The following is a 16,921-nucleotide window of genomic DNA, read 5'->3' as shown; positions in this document are numbered from 1 at the left end:
CGGAACCGGCACCGGGGTGGGGCGGCGGCCCGCTCAGCGGGGCAGGGCCTGCTGGAGTTCCGCCCGCAGCGCCGGGGTGAGCATCTCCCCCGCCTGCTTCGCCAGCCGCGCCATCTCGTAGCCGACCACGCCGATGTCGGCCTCCGACCCGGCCATGGTGGCCAGGATGGACCCGTCGCGCACCTGCATGACCAGCAGGTAGCCGCGCCCCATCTCGACGACCGTCTGCTTGACGACGTCCCCGTCGAACATCTGCGCCGCCCCCGCCGTGATGCTCATCAGCCCCGAGGTCACCGCGGCGAGCTTGTCGGCGTGGTCCCGGGGCAGATGGTCGGAGATCGCGACCAGCAGCCCGTCGGAGGAGACCACGATCGCGTGCACCACCCCCGGCACCCGCTCCGCGAACCCACTCACCAGCCAGCTCAGGTCGCGGGCCTCCCGACTCAACGTCGTCATCGCTGTCTCCCTTCGGTGCGTACGCCGCCCGGCGGCATGACAATCTCCGTGGTCTCCTCGGCCTCGGCCCGCCGTACCCCGCTGTAGAACCGGGACAGCATCCCCGCGACCGCCTCCGGGTCCGGATCCTGGTGCACCGCCGACGGCTCCGACCGCGCCGGCCGGGTGTTGGCGGTGAGCTGCGCCATGGGCACCCGGACGGGCAGACCACGCTCGTTGGTCCCACCCGTGACCGGCACGGCCGGCGGCGTGGGTGAGGTCCCGGGTGCCGGACCGGGCGCCGGGCCCTCGCGGGACCACCAACCCCCACCGGTCGACGCGGGCGGCCGGGCCGCCGGGGCGAGCACGTCGTCGGCGCGCACCGGGACCGAGCGGGCCTGCCGGGGCGGGACCGGAGGGCGCCCGGCCACCGGCCGCTGAACCGCCGGCCGCGGCCCGACCCACACCGGTGGCCGACCGGCCACCGGCAGTTCGCCGGCCGGCGGCGCACCGGCCGCGGTGGCGGCCAGCATCCGCGCCGGCACGGGCGTCTCCCGGTCCGGCGCGGGCGCCAGCAGATCTCCGGGCAGCCGTACGCGGGCCACGAGCCCGTCCTCGCCGCCGTCCAGGCGTACCTCGACGCCGAGGCGGGCCGCCAGATGACTGACCACGAACAGGCCCATCCGCTCGACCGTCGCCACGTCGGCGGCCGGCGGGGTGGCCAGCACGGCGTTCGCCCCCGCCAGGGCGGCCGGGCTCATCCCGAGCCCCCGGTCGGTGATCTCGATGACCGCGCCCGCGACCTCGGCCCGGGCGGTGACCGCCACGACCGTGTCCGGGCGGGAGAAGGAGGTGGCGTTCTCGAGCAGTTCGGCGAGGATGTGCACCAGCTCACCGACGGCGTGCCCGACGACGTGCAGGTCGGCCACCGTCCCGTGCCGGACCCGCTGGTACTGCTCGATCTCGGCGCTCGCGGCGAGCAGCATCGCGCGGAGCCCCACCGGCCGGTTCCACCGGCGGGTCGACTCCGTCCCGGCGAGCACCAGCAGGCTGTCGTCGTTGCGTCGCATCCGGGCGGCCAGATGGTCGAGCTTGAAGAGGTTCTCCAGCTGGTCCGGGTCGCTCTCCTCGCGCTCCAGCTCGTCGAGCAGCTCCAACTGGCGTTCCACGAGCACCTGGCTGCGCCGGGCGAGGTTGACGAACATCGCGTTGACGTTGCGCCGGGTGGTCGCCTGTTCGACGGCGACGTTGACCGCGCTGCGGTGCACCGCGACGAACGCCTCGGCCAGCTCGCCGATCTCGTCGAGCGAACGGACCACCGCTGGCGGCACCTCGATCGCCGGTACGCCACCGCTGACCGTACGCAGCCGGTCCAGGGCGTCCGGCAGCTCCAGCTGGGCGATCCGCAGCGCCTGACCGCGCAGCAGCCGCATCGACCGGGCGATCGACCGACCGACGAGGACGGAGATGAGCAGAGCCACCAGCAGCACCGTCACGACGCTGCCGACGACCAGCAGGGTGGTCCGCAGCTGCGACGTGCTCACCTCGTCGGCCTGCGCCACGGCGTCGCCGAGCACCGACGCCTCGACCCGGCGGAGCAGCTCCTGACGCTGCTCGCTGGCCGCCCACCACTGTGGAGCCGGCAGTACGGCCGGCGCGACGCCGCCGGTCGGCAGGCTCTGCTCCTCCAGCCGGGCCGCCGCCAGGAACGCCGGGTCCGCCGAGGTGTCGTCGTAGCGGCGGATCTGCTCCGCGGTGGCGGCGACCCGGAACGCGCCCATTGCCGTCAACTGCTGGGCGCGCAGGTCGGTCAGGAGCACCTGGTCCTCCACGCCGTAGCGACCCGCGCGGGCGGCCTCGTAGAGCTCGGCCCGCACCCGCGAGGACAGCTCCTTGACCCGGGCGAGCTGCACGTAGCGCAGCACCGCGTCGCTCAGGGCCGGCCGCTCCTCGCCCGGGGAGGGTTCGGCGAGCAGGCGCAGCAGCGCGTCGACGGCCCGGTGGTAGTGGCTCAGGATGGTGTCGCTGCCCAGCACCGCCGGGGGGATCGCCGCCCGGATGTAGACGACCTGGTCGTAGGCCTGCAACACCTCCAGGTAGGAGACCCGCCAGGAGGCGTCGGCGTCGGCCAGCGGCGCGGCGGCCCGACGCAGGTCGCGCAGCGCCTCGTCGGTGGCGGCCTGCAACGGCTTCAACATGACGATCGCGGCGTCCCGGTCGGCGCCCGCGCCGCCACGGCGCAGCTCGCCCAGCTCACCGGCGGCCCGATCGCGTTCCTGCTGGAGCTGGTGCACCGCCGCCACGATCTCCCGGCCGATGCCCACCTGCTGCGCGAAGTCGCCCAGGGCGGTCGTCCGCCCCACCAGGGTGTGGGTCTGCACGCCGGCCAGCACCAGGAACGCGACCGACGGGATGACCAGCACCGTGGCGAGCTTCGTCCGCATCCGCCAGTCCCGCAGGCGGAACGGGGAGCGGCGGCGGTGCGGCACGACCCGGACGTCGAACCGGCGTCGACGGTGCGGCGACGGCGCCCCGCCGGACGCTTCCGGACCTACCCCCACTCCTACCGCCTCCCTGTCCCGCGTCCGCCGCGAGCCGGGGAGCGGAGTCCATCCAACCAGGCCCGCGAGCTGTGTCAACGGGTCGGGTTGAGGTGCTACTGGGAGGGTGAGCCGGGCTCATCCGTCCGGACGATGGCGGCGAGCCGCGAAGCGTCACCGACGCGTCCCAGGGCCACCAGCGCCGCGCCGCTCGCGCCGACCTCCGGGTTGCGCCCGTACCACACCGGCCGGGGCGCGAGCGCCGCGGCGAACGCCGTACGCCACCAGGCGGAGGCCGCCATCGCTCCCCCGCCGAGCACCACCTCCACCGGGCTGTCGACGCTGGACTCCAGCACGGCGAGGTCGGCGGCGACTAGGTCGCACAGGCCCCGCATCAGCCCCGCCAGGATCTCCACGGCGGTGGTGTCGAAGCTCAGACCGCCCAGGACACCCGAGCCGGCCGGGGCCCTCCCGGGCGGCCGGTCCCCGCCGAAGCGGACGTTCACCGGCAGGCCACCCCGGTACGGCACCCGCGCCAGGGCCGCCTGCAACTCGTCGCCCCCGGGCAGCCGCAGCTCCCGGTCGGCCCAGGCGAAGAGGTTGCCCCCGGAGGAGTACGCGGCGCCGGTCACCACGTGCTCGTGGTCGACCCGGTAGCGCCACAGCTCCGCGGGCAGCGGCGGCATGGCCTGCCCCGCCGGGACACGCTGCATCAGCCGTACCGCCGCCGACGTGCCGACCGTCACCGCCACCCGGTCCGGCCGCACGCAGCCCGAGCCGACGTTCGACGCCCCGCCGTCGCCCACCGGGCCGGCCCAGGGTGCGTCGGCGAGCTGCGGCCAGCGCCGCGCGTACGCCGGGCGCAGCCGACCCCGCCAGCCCGTCGTGGCCAGCTCGGGCAGCTCGTCGGCCCGGCTGTTCGCCAGCGCGCACGCCTCGGCGTCCCAGTCCAGCGTGCGCAGGTCCAGCAGGCCCGTGCCGGAGGCCTGGGAGATCGACATGGGCGCCGCGTCGAGCAGCTCGCCCAGCACGTACTCGGCCAGGCCGGCGAACCGGGCGATCCGGCCGCCGGTGTGCCCGCGTAGCCAGGGCAGCCGGATCGACCAGTAGCAGCGGTGCCACCACGTGCCGGTACGCCCGTGGAAGTCCTCCGGGTCCGCCGGGCCGACCGCCCCGGCGGGGGCCTCCGGGCGGGTGTCCAGCCAGGTCAGTACGGGCCCGAGGGGCGCGCCGTCCGTGCCGATCGGCACCACCGAATGCCACTGCGCGGACGTCGCCACCAGCGACACGTCACGCAGGTGCCCGCCGGCCGCCAACTCGTCCAGGCACTGCGCGAGGCAGGCCAGGTAGCCGGGGCCGTCCAGGGTGCCGGTGCCGTCGTCGCGCACGACGAGACTCACCTTGCGCCGGCTCAGCGCGCCGGGCAGCGGCCGGGCGTCCGCGTCCAGCACGAGTCCGCGTACCGAGGAGGTGCCCAGATCGAGCGCGAGAATGTTCATCGCGGGTCAAGTTACCCGGTGTGCCGTGTCCCGTCGTCCCAGCCGGTGGGCCGTACGCCCGATCGGCTTTCCGGTGCCGGCGCGGGACCGTAGGGTGATCGCATGCTCGCGCACCTGTCCTGCTGGTGGCCCGCCGACCCGGCGGCCATCCCCCGCGCGTAGCTTCCCCACGCGGCCGCCCGACGAGGCGGCCGCCGGTCTCTTCCCGGCCCTCCCGGTCGCCCCGCCGGGCGCCGCCCGGCCCGAGGAGACCTGATGACCGACCTGACCGAGCTGCTCGCCACCGCCGGCGCCGGCGGCGACCCCGGCCCGTTCGCGCTCGTCCGCCGCGAGGGCGCCGCGCACCTGGAGCTGTTCACCGGCACGGTACGCACGGCCGACCGGCTCGCCGACCTGCCCCTGCCCGACGGGGCGCCCGGCCCCCGGACGCTGGCGCTGGTGCCCTACCGGCAGGTCACCGAGCGGGGCTTCGCGTGCGTCGACGACGGCGCCCCGCTGGAGTTCCTCGAGATCGCCGGGCATCGGCGCCTCGACCTGACCGAGGCGCTCGCCGCGCTGCCCGACGTGCCCGTCCGTACCGCCGACGCCGGCTTCGACGTCACCGACGACGAGTACGCCGCCACCGTCGGCCGGGTGCTCGCCGAGGAGATCGGGCGCGGCGAGGGCGCCAACTTCGTCATCCACCGTTGCCTGCGCGCCACCGTGCAGGGCCCGCCGCTGGTGGCCGCACTGGCCGCACTGCGCCGGCTGCTGACGGGCGAGCGGGGGGCGTACTGGACGTTCCTGGTGCACACCGGCACCCGCGTCCTCGTCGGCGCGAGTCCGGAGCGGCACGTCAGCGTCGACGACGGCCTGGTCATGATGAACCCGATCAGCGGGACCTTCCGGCACACCGGCGCGGACGCCGACCGCGCCGCGCTGCTGCGCTTCCTCGCCGACCCCAAAGAGGTCGAGGAGCTGTACATGGTGCTCGACGAGGAGCTGAAGATGATGGCCACGGTCGCCGAGCACGGCGGCCAGGTGGTCGGGCCCCTGCTCAAGGAGATGTCCCACCTGGCCCACACGGAGTACCTGCTCGCCGGCCGGGGCACGAAGGACGTGCGGGAGGTGCTGCGGGAGACGATGTTCGCGCCGACGGTCACCGGCAGCCCCATGGAGAACGCCTGCCGCGTCATCGCCCGGCACGAACGCACCGGGCGGCGTTACTACGCCGGGGTGCTGGCGCTGCTCGGGCGCGACGACGCCGGCCGGCAGACCCTCGACGCCCCGATCCTGATCCGTACCGCCGAGATCTCGCCGGCCGGCGAGCTGCGGGTGCCGGTCGGCGCCACCCTGGTGCGGCACTCGACCGCCGAGGGCGAGGTGGCCGAGACGCACGCCAAGGCGGCCGGCGTGCTGGCCGCGCTGGGTCTCGGCCCGCAGGCGCCCGACACCGGGCCGCATCCCGCCGTACGCCTCGCCGACGACCCGGAGGTGCGGGCCGCGCTGGCCGCGCGCAACACGCCGCTGGCGCGGTTCTGGTTGGACCAGCGCTCACCCGGTGCCGGTGTCCTGCCCGGGCTGGCCGGCCGGCGGGCGCTCATCGTCGACGGCGAGGACACCTTCACCGGCATGCTGGCCCACCAGCTGGGCGCGCTCGGCCTGGCCGTGACGCTGCGGCCGTGGCACGCCGCCGGTCCGGTGGACACGTACGACCTGGTGGTGGTCGGTCCCGGCCCCGGCGACCCGGGCAGCAGCACCGAGCCGAAGATGCGGACGATGCGCGGGCTGCTCGCCGATCTGCTCGCCGGGGGCCGGCCGACCCTGGCCGTCTGCCTGGGGCACCAGCTCCTCGCCGGCCTGCTCGGGCTGGCGCCGCACCGCCGGGACGCGCCCTACCAGGGGCTCCAGCGGGAGGTGGACGTCTTCGGCACTCGCCGCCGGGTCGGCTTCTACTCCACCTTCACCGCCCGCGCCGACACCGACCGGCTGACCACCGGGTACGGCCCCGTGGAGCTCGCCCGCGACGCGGCGGACGGCGCGGTGCACGCGCTGCGCGGGCGGGGGTTCGTGGGGGTGCAGTTCCATCCGGAGTCGGTGCTCAGCCCCGACGGCATGGCCGTGCTGGCCGATCTGCTGAGCGGGCTGCTGCCGGCGCAGCCCTCGACGCCGACCGGGGAGGCAGCGCAGCCCTCGACGGCGGCTGGGAAGGCACCGCGGACGTCGACGGCGGCCGGAACGGCGACGCAGGCCTCCACGGCGGCCGGGAACGCCGTCGGGAGCGGCCGAGCGTGCTTAGCCGACCCGATCGGGGGGTAGAGGTGCTGCGACCGGCGGTCCGGACGGGTCGAGAGCCCTCGCCCGGGCCGTCGGTCCACAACGGCCCGACACCCGGTCGTCCGGGGGAACCCGACCATCCGGTCGTCCGGGCGGTCCCGCCACCTGATGCGGCAGGCGGGCCCGAGCGCCTGAGCTGGCAGCGCGGGCCCGCCGGTGGTGACGGCTCAGCCGCCCAGGCCCGCCTTCAGCGCCGCACCGATCTGCACGGCCCGCTTGGCGGTCAGCGCGCAGGCGCCGAGCGCGATGTCGTCGGGCGCGGTCTCGCCGTTGTTGCTGGTGTGCGAGGCGCCGTAGGGGTTGCCGGCGACGAACTGGCTCGGATCGGTGTACCCGGGGGTCACCACGACCCCGCCCCAGTGGTAGAAGACGTGGAACATCGACAGCAGCGTGGCCTCCTGCCCGCCGTGCGAGGTGGCCGTCGAGCAGAACGCGGAGTAGACCTTGTCCGCCAGCGCGCCCTGCGACCACAGCGGCCCGGTGGTGTCCATGAACTGCTTGAGCTGGGCGGCCATCACGCCGTACCGGGTCGGGGTCCCGAAGATCACCACGTCGGCCCAGGACAGGTCGTCGAGCTGCGCCTCGGGGACGTCCTGGGTCTCCAGGTGGTGCGCGTGCCAGCCCGAGTTGGAGCGGATCGCCTCGTCGGGCGCCAGTTCGCGCACCTTGCGCAGCCGTACCTCGGCACCCGCCTCACCGGCGGCTTCGCACGCCGCCTGCGCCATCTGGTACGTGATGCCGGTGGCGCTGTAGTAGATCACCGCGACCTTGGTCTGCGCAGCCATCGGATGGTTCCCTCCTCATGTCGGGTCAGCTCCGGCGATTACCCGACGACCGCATCGTCAAACGGTCGTCCCCGGCGGCCGCGCGCCGGACCACCTGCGTTCAGGGGGTCGACCGCGAAGATCGCCACCAGCCGGACGGCAGCTCAAGAAATGCGCAAGGTTCGATGCGCTGACCGCCGTTCCGGCCGTCGGCCGGGGATGCTGGTCGCACCCGGAGTCGACGGACCGGCAACCGTCCGGCACCGGCCAACCTGAACGGGGGATCGCGCTGTGCCGCCATCGTCGCCGGCGCAGCGCGATCAGGACACCGGTGCCGGCGCAGCGCGATCAGGACACCCGTGCCGGCGCAGCGCGATCAGCGCACCGGTTCCGTGCGGCGGCGCGTCCGCGACACCGCACCCGACGGCGGCGGAGGCGCCCGGTCAGCTGTCGAGGCGGTCGCGCAGGTCGTCGACCTCTCGCTGGATCCGGTCGACGGCACTCTGGTCGTTGAGGAACGTGGTGACCCCGGCGGCGAAGGCCAGCCCGATCAGCACCGCCAGGGCGCTGAGCACCAGGCCGCCGATCGCCACGCCCCGGCCGGTCACGTTGGGCCGAGCGGCCATCTTGAGCCCGACGATGCCCAGGATCACGCCGATGATGCCGAGCAGCAGGCCGATCCAGGACAGGATCACCGTCAGCACGCTGATCAGCGCGGCCACCCCGAAGACCAACGCGAAGGCCGCCGCGGCGCTGGTCTTGGCGGCGGGGCCGCCACGACGGGCACTGGTCGTCACGCCGGCACCCCGGCCCGGCTCGCTGGACGCGGTCATGTCGCTCCCTCCGGGCGCGCGGACGGCGCCCCTGGCGGTCGGCCGCATTCCCGCCGCGGCGGCCTTCATGCGTCGGGTGTCGTACCTCGGCCCTAGGCTGGGGCCTCATCCCGATCCGAGGAGCCCCATGCCAGCGGAGCTGACCGGGCGCGAGGCGCTCGCGCTGCGGATGACCAGCCTGCTGCTGCGGCCGCACCCCACCGTGTCCCCGGGCGCGGTGGCCGACGTGGTGGACTGGTTCGGGGCCATGCAGGCGCAGGACCTGGCCAGCGGCATGTGGTCGCTGGGGGTGCGCCTGCCCGCGTTCACCCACGCCGACGTGCACGCCGCGCTGGAACGCCGCGAGGCGCTGCGCACCTGGCCGATGCGGGGCACCGTGCACCTCGTGCCGCCCCGCGACGCCCGCTGGATGCTGGAGCTGACCGGCGTACGCTCGCTGGCCGGCGTCGCCGGGCGCCGGGCGCAGCTCGGGCTGACCGAGGCCGACGCGGACGGCGCGCTCGACGTGCTCTGCGCCGCGCTGGCCGGCGGCGGTCGGCTCACCCGGGCACGCTGCCTCGCCGCGCTGGAGGCCGCCGGCATCGGCACCGGCGACCAGCGCGGCTACCACCTGCTCTGGTATGCCAGCGTCCGCGGCGTCACCTGCCTCGCGCCCAACGTGGGCACCGAGCAGACCTTCGCCCTGCTCGACGAGTGGGCGCCCGCCGCACGCCGGCCGGAGCGCGACGAGGCCCTGGCGATCCTCGCCCACCGCTACGTCCGCGGGCACGGGCCGGTCACCGCCCGGGAGTTCGCGGGCTGGACGGGGCTCACGCTCACCGACGCCCGCCGGGGCTTCGCCGCGGCCGGCGACGCCCTGGCGGCCGTACGCGTCGACGGGCAGGAGGCGTTCGTCGACGCCGCCCTGCTCGACGCGCCCCGCGAGCCGGTCGACGACCTGCTGGTGCTGCCCGGCTTCGACGAATACCTGCTGGGTTTCAAGGACCGCTCGCTGATGCTGGATCCCGCCCACGCCCAGGCGATCGTGCCGGGAGGCAACGGCGTCTTCCGGGCCACGGTGGTCCGCGACGGGCGGGTCGTGGGCACCTGGAAGCGCACCGTCGGCAGGGCCCGGGTGACGGTCGCGGTGTCCCCGCTGGTGCCCTTCGACGAGGCGACCCGGGCCCGCGTGACGGATGCCCTGAGCCGTTACGCCGGCTTCGTGGGGCTGCCGCTGCACATCGACTGGCCCGGCGCAGCGGCGAGTCTGCCCGGCTGAGCGGCGTCCCTCGGCCCGGCCGGGCGGCGTGTTCGGCCTGGCTGCGCAGGGCGCCGGCGGCGCTCGCCTCGGCAGTCCCACCGGTCCCCGCAGCCCCAGGCGTCCCGGCGGGTGTCCCCCTGCTCGCGGCGCTGCTCCTATCCGTCGGGTCGGCGACGAATCCGGTGCGGCCGGCCGGGTATCCGGCCCGTGACACGAGAGGGAGGTAGACGACCGATGAAGCTCACCGAACAGCAGGCCAACTCGCTGTACGGCCAGGACGTCAAGGACCGCTCGGGGTCGAAGATCGGCAGCGTGGGCCAGATCTGGGCCGACGCCGCCGGCGAGCCGACCTGGGTCAGCGTGCGGACGGGTCGGATGGGCCACAAGGAGTCGATGGCTCCGCTGGACAAGGCCCGGATCACCGACGGCGGGCTCACCGTCGACTACGACAAGTCGACCGTGAAAGACGCCCCGGCCGTGGACGCCGGCACCGACCAGCCGCTGGACACCGCGCAGATCGAGCAGCTCTACGGCCACTACCGTCTGACGCCGCAGGTCCCGCCGACCCCTGACCGGGGACGGGCGCCGGCGGCCGGTGGGGACCTGATCCGCTCGGAGGAGCGGCTGCGGGTCGGCACGGAGAGCCAGCCCGCCGGAGCGGCACGGCTGCGCAAGTACGTGGTCACCGAGGACGTGCACACCACCGTGCCCGTCGAGCACGACGAGGTGTACGTGGAGCGGGAGCCCATCGCCGCCCGCGACGCACGCGGCATGCGCGCCGACATCGGCGAGGCCGAGCAGGAGATGACCCTGCGGGCCGAGCGGCCGGTGGTCGGCAAGGAGGCGGTGCCCGTGGAGCGCGTCCACCTGGCCAAGGAGGAGGTCGTCGAGCAGCAGCCCATCGACGACCGGATCCGCCGGGAGCGGGTGGACGCGGACATCCCGGAGCGCAACCGGCGACGCCGCTGACCGTCAACCCGACGACGGGCGGGTGGGTCTCTTCGACCCGCCCGCCCGTCGTGGCGTACGTCAGCCGGCGAGCGCGCCCGCCGCCCGTCCCTCGTGCAGGGTCAGGTTGCGCCCGTTGGACGGGTCGAACAGGTGGATCTTCTCCAGGTTGCACCACACCCGCCGGGTCTGGCCCTCCTCGACCGGGGACTCGGCGGACAGCCGCGTGACCAGGCTGGCGCCGCCGCCGCTGAAGTCGGCGCCCGCGTCGGCGGCCAACTCCTCCAGCTCGGCGGCGCTGGCCCGCTCCCCCTCGACGCTGAAGTAGACGTACTTGTCGGAGCCCATCGACTCGACGATGTCGACCGGCGCCTCGAACTCCATGCCCCGGCGGCGGGTGTCGTCGTCGACGAGTGCCGCGTCCTCGAAGTGCTCCGGCCGGATGCCCAGGATCAACTCGCGCGGGGCGTCGGCCCCCTCCAGCTCGCGCCGGATCCGCTCGCCGATCGGCACGTCGCCCAGCGCCGTACGCAGCTTGCCGTCCTCGATCGCGGCGTGCAGGAAGTTCATCGACGGCGAGCCGATGAAGCCGGCGACGAAGAGGTTGCGCGGGTGGTCGTAGAGCTCCTGCGGCGGGCCGACCTGCTGCACCGCGCCGCCCCGCATGATCACCACGCGGTCGCCGAGGGTCATGGCCTCGGTCTGGTCGTGGGTCACGTAGACGGTGGTGGTGCCGAGCTTCTTCTGCAGGCGCGACACCACCGTACGCATCTGCACCCGCAGCTTGGCGTCCAGGTTGGACAGCGGCTCGTCCATCAGGAACGCCTTGGGCTGCCGGACGATCGCCCGTCCCATCGCCACCCGCTGGCGCTGGCCGCCGGAGAGGTTCGCCGGCTTGCGGTCCAGCAGCGCCGACAGCTCCAGGACCTTCGCCGCCTCCTCCACCTTCTGGTGGATCGTCTCCTTGTCGAGCTTCGCCAGCCGCAGCGGGAACGCCATGTTCTCCCGGACGGTCATGTTCGGGTAGAGGGCGTAGGACTGGAAGACCATCGCGATGTCCCGGTCCCGGGGGGCCTTGTCGTTGACCCGCTCGCCGCCGATGCGCAGCTCGCCCGAGCTGATGTCCTCCAGGCCCGCGATCATGTTGAGGGTGGTCGACTTCCCGCAGCCGGACGGGCCGACCAGGATGACGAACTCCCCGTCGGCGATCTCCAGGTCGACGTCGGCCACCGCGACGGTTCCGTCCGGGAACTTCTTGCTCACCTTGTCGAGCACGATGTCAGCCATGAGTACCACCTATCCCTTGACTGCGCCGGAGGTCAGGCCGGAGACGATGCGGCGCTGGAAGAAGAGGACGAACAGGATGATCGGAATGGTGATCACCACGGCGGCGGCGCAGATCGCCCCGGTGGGGTCCTCGAACTGCGACTCGCCGGTGAAGAACGACAGCGCCACCGGCACCGTCCGGGCCCGCTCGGTGGAGGTCAGCGTGATGGCGAAGAGGAAGTCGTTCCAGCAGAAGATGAAGACCAGGATCGCCGTGGTGAACAGTCCCGGCGCGGCCAGCGGGGCGATGACCCGCCGGAACGCCTGGGCCTGCGTGGCGCCGTCCATCTTCGCCGCCTTCTCCAGGTCCCACGGGATCTGCTTGAAGAACGCCGACAGCGTGTAGATCGCCAGCGGCAGCGCGAAGGTGATGTACGGCAGGATCAGGCCCGGCCAGGTGTCGAAGAGGCCGAGCTGGCGCTCGATCTCGAACAGCGGCGACACCAGCGACACCTGCGGGAACATCGCGATCAGCAGGGAGACCCCGACCAGCAGCCGCTTGCCGGGGAAGTCCAGCCGGGAGATCGCGTACGCGGCCATGGCGCCGAGCACCACGGCGATCACGGTGGCAATCAGCGCGATGCCGATCGAGTTCACCAGCGCGCGGACGAACTGGTCCGTGGAGAAGATCGACCGGTAGTTGTCCAGCGTCCACTCCTGCGGGATGAACTTCCCGTCCGTCAGGGTCGCCGGGGTCTTGAACGACAACGACATGATCCAGAGCACCGGCACCAGCGCGAAGACGACCACGATGGCGTCCAGCAGGCCCCAGCGCAGCTTGGCCCGGGTGGTGGTGTCAGCCATCTCAACGCCTCTCCCCGTCGTCGCTGCCGGGGGCAGCGGTACCGAACAGCTTCACGAAGACGAAGGCGATGATCGCCACGGTGAGGAAGATCAGCACCGACATCGTCGATCCGATGCCGAGGTTCAGGCCCCGGATCAGGTTGTTGTAGGCGAGCATCGACACCGACGAGGTCTCGTTGCCGCCGGCGGTCAGCACGAAGATGTTGTCGAACACCCGGAACGCGTCCAGGGTGCGGAACAGCAGCGCGACCAGGATCGCCGGCTTCATCACCGGCAGCATCACCTTGGTGAAGCGCTGCCAGGAGGTGGCGCCGTCGGTGGAGGCGGCCTTGAGCAGGTCCTCCGGCACGAGGGCGAGACCGGCCATGAGCAGCAGCGCCATGAACGGCGTCGTCTTCCAGATCTCGGCCAGCATGATGATCGCCAGCGAGCTGGCGCGCTCGGTCAGCGGCGCGCCGTCGCTGAACAGGTTGGCCAGGTAGCCCGTGCCCGGCGTCCACGCGTACCGCCAGGAGAAGGCCGCGACGACCGTGACGATGCCGTACGGGATCAGCGCCGCCGTCCGCACGATGCCCCGGCCCACCAGCGTACGGTGCATGATCAGCGCCAGCCCCATGCCGAGCGCCAGCTCGACGGCGACGGTGACCACCGTGATCAGCGCGGTCACCCCGAACGCCGTCCACCAGAACTCGTTGGTCAGCACCGTGACGTAGTTCTCCAGGCCCACAAACTCGCGCTCGGCGGGGAAGCGCAGGTCGTAGCGCTGCAGCGACAGCCAGACCGAGTAGATGATCGGGTACGCGGTCACCAGCACCATGACCAGCGCGGCGGGCGCGCAGAGCAGCCACCCCAGCCGGCGTTCGGCCTTCTTGTTCTCGCTCAACGGCGCCTTGCGGCCCCGTCCGCCGCGCTGCGCCGGCACCCGGGATTCCCGGCCCGACCGGGCGGCGGTCTCCTCGGCGGTAACGTCGGCGCCCGCCGGCGTGGCGTTGACGCTCATCCCGCCACCTCCCGGCGGTCGGCGTCGAGTCGCCGGTTGCGCTCGCTCACGGCAGGACCCCCTTCGATTCGAGGGCGTCGGCGATGGCGTCGCGCAGCTCGTTCGCGGTCCGCTCGGGCCGGATCGCCGACGGCGGCGACAGGATCGCCGACATGACGGTGGAGATGCTCTGGTACGCCGGGGTCAGCGGCCGGACGGCCGGCTCCTTGAGCTCTTCGAGGATGGTGTCGCGCATCGGGTACGCCTCGGCCATCTCCGGGTCGTCGTAGACCTTCTCGATGGTCGGCGGGACGCCGTCGTTGACGGCCGAGAACTTCTGGTTCTTCTCGTTACGGATGCAGCGGGCCGCCTCGAAGGACTCCTCGGGGTGCTTCGAGTAGGCGCTGACCGCCATGTTGATCCCGCCGATGGTGACCTTGCTCGGGGTGTTCTCGTCGACGCCCGGGATCCGGGCCCAGCCGACCTGCTTCGCCAGCTCCGGGTTGGCCTCCTGCATGGCCGGGTAGACGAACGGCCAGTTGACCTGGAAGGCGCCGTCGCCGGACTGGAACTCCAGCCGGACCGGGTCCTCGGTGGCGTTGCTGAACGACGGCGACGTCACGCCCGACGTGGCGAAGCGCTGGAGCTGGTCCAACGCCCGTACGGTGCCCTCGTCCATCACGGCCTGCTTGCCGTCGTCGCTGAGGATCTTCCCGCCGGCGCTCTCGGCGAGGGTGTTGTAGAGCACGACGAGCCCCTCGTACTGGGCGCCCATGGTGAGCACCTGGTACGGCTTGCCCTGCTGCTTCAGCTCCTGGGCGACGGAGATCATCTGGTCCCACGTCTTCGGCGGCTGCGGCACCAGGTCCTTGCGGTACCAGAGCAGCTGGACGTTGGTGTTCTTCGGCGCCGCGTAGAGCTTGTCCTCGTAGCGCGCCGTCTCGAGCGGGCCGGCGAGGGTGCCCTGCTCGACCTCGGCACGGTCCTGCCCGGTCCACTCCCTGATCCAGTCGGCGCTGGCGAACTCCTGGGTCCAGGTGACGTCGAGGCCCAGGACGTCCATCCCGCTGTCCTGCGCGGCGAGCCGGCGCACCATCTGCACCCGCTGGTCGTCGGCCTGCCGGGGCAGCACCCGGTAGACGATCTGGTAGCGCCCCCGGGCCTGCGCGTTGCAGTCGTCGACGACCTTCTGCAGGTTCTGCTCCGGCGGGTAGTACAGGTTGATCGTGGGCGTACCGTCGTCGCCGCCGGAACCGCAGGCTGCCGCCATCGGTGCCACCAGCGTCAACGCCGCGACGGCGGCCACCGCGCGCACGCGTGGCCGCCGTCGGCGTCGGGCCTTGTCCGGGTCGCTCATCACCCCTCCCCTCGTGTCGGCCAAAGGCCGGGGGTGAGGCTTCGTGCCCCGGCGCACGGCGAGCCGTCCGGGCCCTCTGACCAGCGGTTCCTTCGCCCGAACGCGTCGTGGCCCAACACTGCCCGACCTGCGAAGTTGCGAAACCTGGCACTGGTGGGACGATGCCGGCCCCGTCGGACGTGACGCCGGGTCACTGCCGTGCGGGCCGGCCTGGCCGCCCGTAGGCTCGACCGATGGACGCCACCTTCTTCCTCGACCCGGCCTGCCCGTGGACCTGGCGCACCTCCCGCTGGCTGGTCGCGGTCGCCGACGCCCGGGGCCTGCACATCGAGTGGCGGGCGTTCAGCCTGGCCATCCTGAACGCGGGGCGGGTGCCACCGGAGTACGCCGACGCGATGACCGCCTCCAGCCGCGCGCTGCGGCTGGTGGAGGCGCTGCGCGCCGAGGGACGCCACGACGACACCGCCCGCTTCTACGCCGAGGTCGGCGCCCGCAGCCACGACGCGGGCAACCCGCTGTCGGCGAAGATCGTGGACGCGGCCGTCGAGGCGGCGGGCCTGGGTGCCGCCGCGCCGGCACTCGACGACGACCGCTGGGACGAGGCCGTACGCGAGTCGCACGCGCTGGCGTACGCCTCGGCCGGCCCGGACATCGGCGCGCCGGTGCTCATGGTTCCGGGCGCCGAGCGCGGCATCCACGGTCCGATCCTGACCGAGGTACCCGGCACCGACGACGCCCTGACGATCTGGGACTCGCTGCTCCCCCTGATCCGGATGCCCGCCTTCCACGAGGTCAAGCGCGCCCGGCACTGACGGGCGGCGGGACCGCCCCGGTAGAGACGGCATGGCGCGCCGGGCGTTCCAACGACCGCGAAGGTTACACGCAGCGTCCCATCCCGTGAGCGGAGAGCTACCCAGGAGCGGGTGGGTCCGCTAGCGTTTCCCTGGCTCCACAGCCAGCGCGTTCGCCGCCGACGTCGACACGCCTCCGGCCGACCGGCCCGCCCCGATAGGTGGGTTCTCGCGGGAACCTCCCTCCGCCGCCGCACCGGTTGGGCAGGATCGTTGCCAACGAGGAGGTGCCGTCGTGCAGGACACCCGCGCTCTCGCCCTGACGTTCGAGGTGAGCGGCCTGCCACCGGTCAAGACCGAGGCGCTGTCCATCTTCGCCGCCGGGCACCGGCAGGCGACGAGGGTCCGCGCCCTGCTCCAGGCGGCCTGTGCCGCGGCCCAGCACACCGGCTGGACCCCGCTGTCCGGGCCGGTCGAGGTGGACCTCGTGCTGCGCTGCCCGCCGGGCCACCGCACCGCCGACGCCAGCACCCTGCTGGGCGGGGTGTGCGCGGTGCTCCAGGACAAGAAGCGGGTGGCCAGCATCGGCCTGGCGCACCTCGGCGTCCTGGTGGACGTCGCCCTCTACGACGACGACCGGCAGATCCGCCGGCTGTCGTACGCGGAGGAGCCGGCGGAGGACTACTCGTACCAGGTCCGGGTGGCCGCCGTACCGACCGTGGTTTGACCGACGGACGCGGTGGGGTACCGCGGACGCCGACGAAGGGAGCGCCGATGTCGGAGCCACATGTCACGCTGGACCCTCGCGGGCTCGACCCCGTGCAGCAGAAGCTGCGGGGCCCGCTGGAGGACCAGCTGACCTCGGCGTTGCAGGCCGCCACGGAACGGGTCAGCGCCAGCTACGCCGGCGAGCCGGTGGAGCAGGTCTGCCAACGCCTGCTCGACGAGACGCGCTCGGGGCTGCACCCCGACATCGCCGCCGGCTTCACCCCTGACATGGACGAGTTCTGCCGGGTCGCGGTGGCGATCGTACGCGGCGAGGTCTCCTGAGAGAGGGTGCGTGGCGGGCCGGTCAGGGTTCGCCCCGCT

15 protein-coding genes are annotated in these 16,921 nt (G+C 73.4%); 6 read left to right on the top strand and 9 right to left on the bottom strand.

The features are described from left to right. Positions 1-33 precede the first annotated feature (33 nt). From ACGFIR_RS24645 to ACGFIR_RS24635, 3 genes are all read right to left on the bottom strand, one after another. Positions 34-447 carry a roadblock/LC7 domain-containing protein gene (locus ACGFIR_RS24645; RefSeq protein WP_393002947.1) on the bottom strand — a complete coding sequence of 138 codons (414 nt, stop codon included), beginning with the start codon at positions 445-447 and terminating at the stop codon, positions 34-36. A gap of 5 nt (positions 448-452) precedes the next feature. After that, entirely contained in the window at positions 453-2,996 is a 2,544-nt protein-coding gene (locus ACGFIR_RS24640; protein ID WP_393147382.1) for a nitrate- and nitrite sensing domain-containing protein, read from the bottom strand. A gap of 95 nt (positions 2,997-3,091) precedes the next feature. Beyond that, positions 3,092-4,474 carry an FGGY family carbohydrate kinase gene (locus tag ACGFIR_RS24635; RefSeq protein WP_393147380.1) on the bottom strand — a complete coding sequence of 461 codons (1,383 nt, stop codon included), beginning with the start codon at positions 4,472-4,474 and terminating at the stop codon, positions 3,092-3,094. Between the two features lie 255 nt (positions 4,475-4,729). Here ACGFIR_RS24635 and ACGFIR_RS24630 point away from each other — a divergent pair, with 255 nt between their 5' ends. Beyond that, positions 4,730-6,772: an anthranilate synthase family protein gene (locus ACGFIR_RS24630; protein ID WP_393147378.1), complete on the top strand. Its 2,043-nt coding sequence runs from the start codon at positions 4,730-4,732 to the stop codon at positions 6,770-6,772. Between the two features lie 185 nt (positions 6,773-6,957). Here ACGFIR_RS24630 and wrbA read toward each other — a convergent pair whose 3' ends face one another. Beyond that, positions 6,958-7,575: an NAD(P)H:quinone oxidoreductase gene (gene wrbA / locus ACGFIR_RS24625; RefSeq protein ID WP_393002731.1), complete on the bottom strand. Its 618-nt coding sequence runs from the start codon at positions 7,573-7,575 to the stop codon at positions 6,958-6,960. A gap of 422 nt (positions 7,576-7,997) precedes the next feature. Next, on the bottom strand, positions 7,998-8,387 hold the full coding sequence (locus ACGFIR_RS24620; RefSeq protein WP_393147376.1) for a DUF4190 domain-containing protein: 390 nt from the start codon (positions 8,385-8,387) through the stop codon (positions 7,998-8,000). Between the two features lie 127 nt (positions 8,388-8,514). On the opposite strand from ACGFIR_RS24620, the gene ACGFIR_RS24615 reads away from it, so the two are divergent. Next, on the top strand, positions 8,515-9,645 hold the full coding sequence (locus ACGFIR_RS24615; protein ID WP_393147374.1) for a winged helix DNA-binding domain-containing protein: 1,131 nt from the start codon (positions 8,515-8,517) through the stop codon (positions 9,643-9,645). Between the two features lie 216 nt (positions 9,646-9,861). Next, positions 9,862-10,596 (top strand): PRC and DUF2382 domain-containing protein, encoded by a 735-nt coding sequence (locus ACGFIR_RS24610; protein ID WP_393002725.1) that lies wholly within the window; start codon positions 9,862-9,864, stop codon positions 10,594-10,596. 60 nt (positions 10,597-10,656) lie between these two features. Here the strand turns inward: ACGFIR_RS24610 and ACGFIR_RS24605 are convergent, their stop codons facing one another. From ACGFIR_RS24605 to ACGFIR_RS24590, 4 genes are read right to left on the bottom strand one after another with little or no spacing between them, the layout of a single operon-like run. Then, positions 10,657-11,862 (bottom strand): ABC transporter ATP-binding protein, encoded by a 1,206-nt coding sequence (locus ACGFIR_RS24605; protein WP_393002723.1) that lies wholly within the window; start codon positions 11,860-11,862, stop codon positions 10,657-10,659. A gap of 9 nt (positions 11,863-11,871) precedes the next feature. Then, a complete protein-coding gene (locus tag ACGFIR_RS24600) occupies positions 11,872-12,705 on the bottom strand; it encodes a carbohydrate ABC transporter permease (protein WP_393002721.1) in 834 nt (277 codons plus the stop codon). A gap of 1 nt (position 12,706) precedes the next feature. Next, positions 12,707-13,705, bottom strand: coding sequence for a carbohydrate ABC transporter permease (locus ACGFIR_RS24595; protein ID WP_393002719.1), 999 nt, complete (start codon positions 13,703-13,705; stop codon positions 12,707-12,709). Between the two features lie 46 nt (positions 13,706-13,751). Next, the gene (locus ACGFIR_RS24590; protein ID WP_393002717.1) at positions 13,752-15,041 is read right to left on the bottom strand and encodes an ABC transporter substrate-binding protein; all 1,290 of its coding nucleotides are present in this window, start codon (positions 15,039-15,041) and stop codon (positions 13,752-13,754) included. Positions 15,042-15,274: 233 nt separating this feature from the next. On the opposite strand from ACGFIR_RS24590, the gene ACGFIR_RS24585 reads away from it, so the two are divergent. From ACGFIR_RS24585 to ACGFIR_RS24575, 3 genes are all read left to right on the top strand, one after another. Continuing rightward, on the top strand, positions 15,275-15,853 hold the full coding sequence (locus tag ACGFIR_RS24585; RefSeq protein WP_393147372.1) for a DsbA family protein: 579 nt from the start codon (positions 15,275-15,277) through the stop codon (positions 15,851-15,853). Positions 15,854-16,127: 274 nt separating this feature from the next. After that, positions 16,128-16,559, top strand: coding sequence for a hypothetical protein (locus ACGFIR_RS24580; protein WP_393147370.1), 432 nt, complete (start codon positions 16,128-16,130; stop codon positions 16,557-16,559). 47 nt (positions 16,560-16,606) lie between these two features. Further along, complete coding sequence (locus ACGFIR_RS24575; RefSeq protein ID WP_393002711.1) at positions 16,607-16,882, top strand: hypothetical protein; 276 nt, start codon at positions 16,607-16,609, stop codon at positions 16,880-16,882. The last annotated feature ends 39 nt before the right edge of the window (positions 16,883-16,921 follow it).

The organism is Micromonospora sp. NPDC049051 (genome assembly GCF_043197575.1).
GTDB lineage: Bacteria > Actinomycetota > Actinomycetes > Mycobacteriales > Micromonosporaceae > Micromonospora.
Note: the sequence above shows the minus strand (reverse complement) of the source record. Positions and strands in the feature narration are given on the sequence as shown.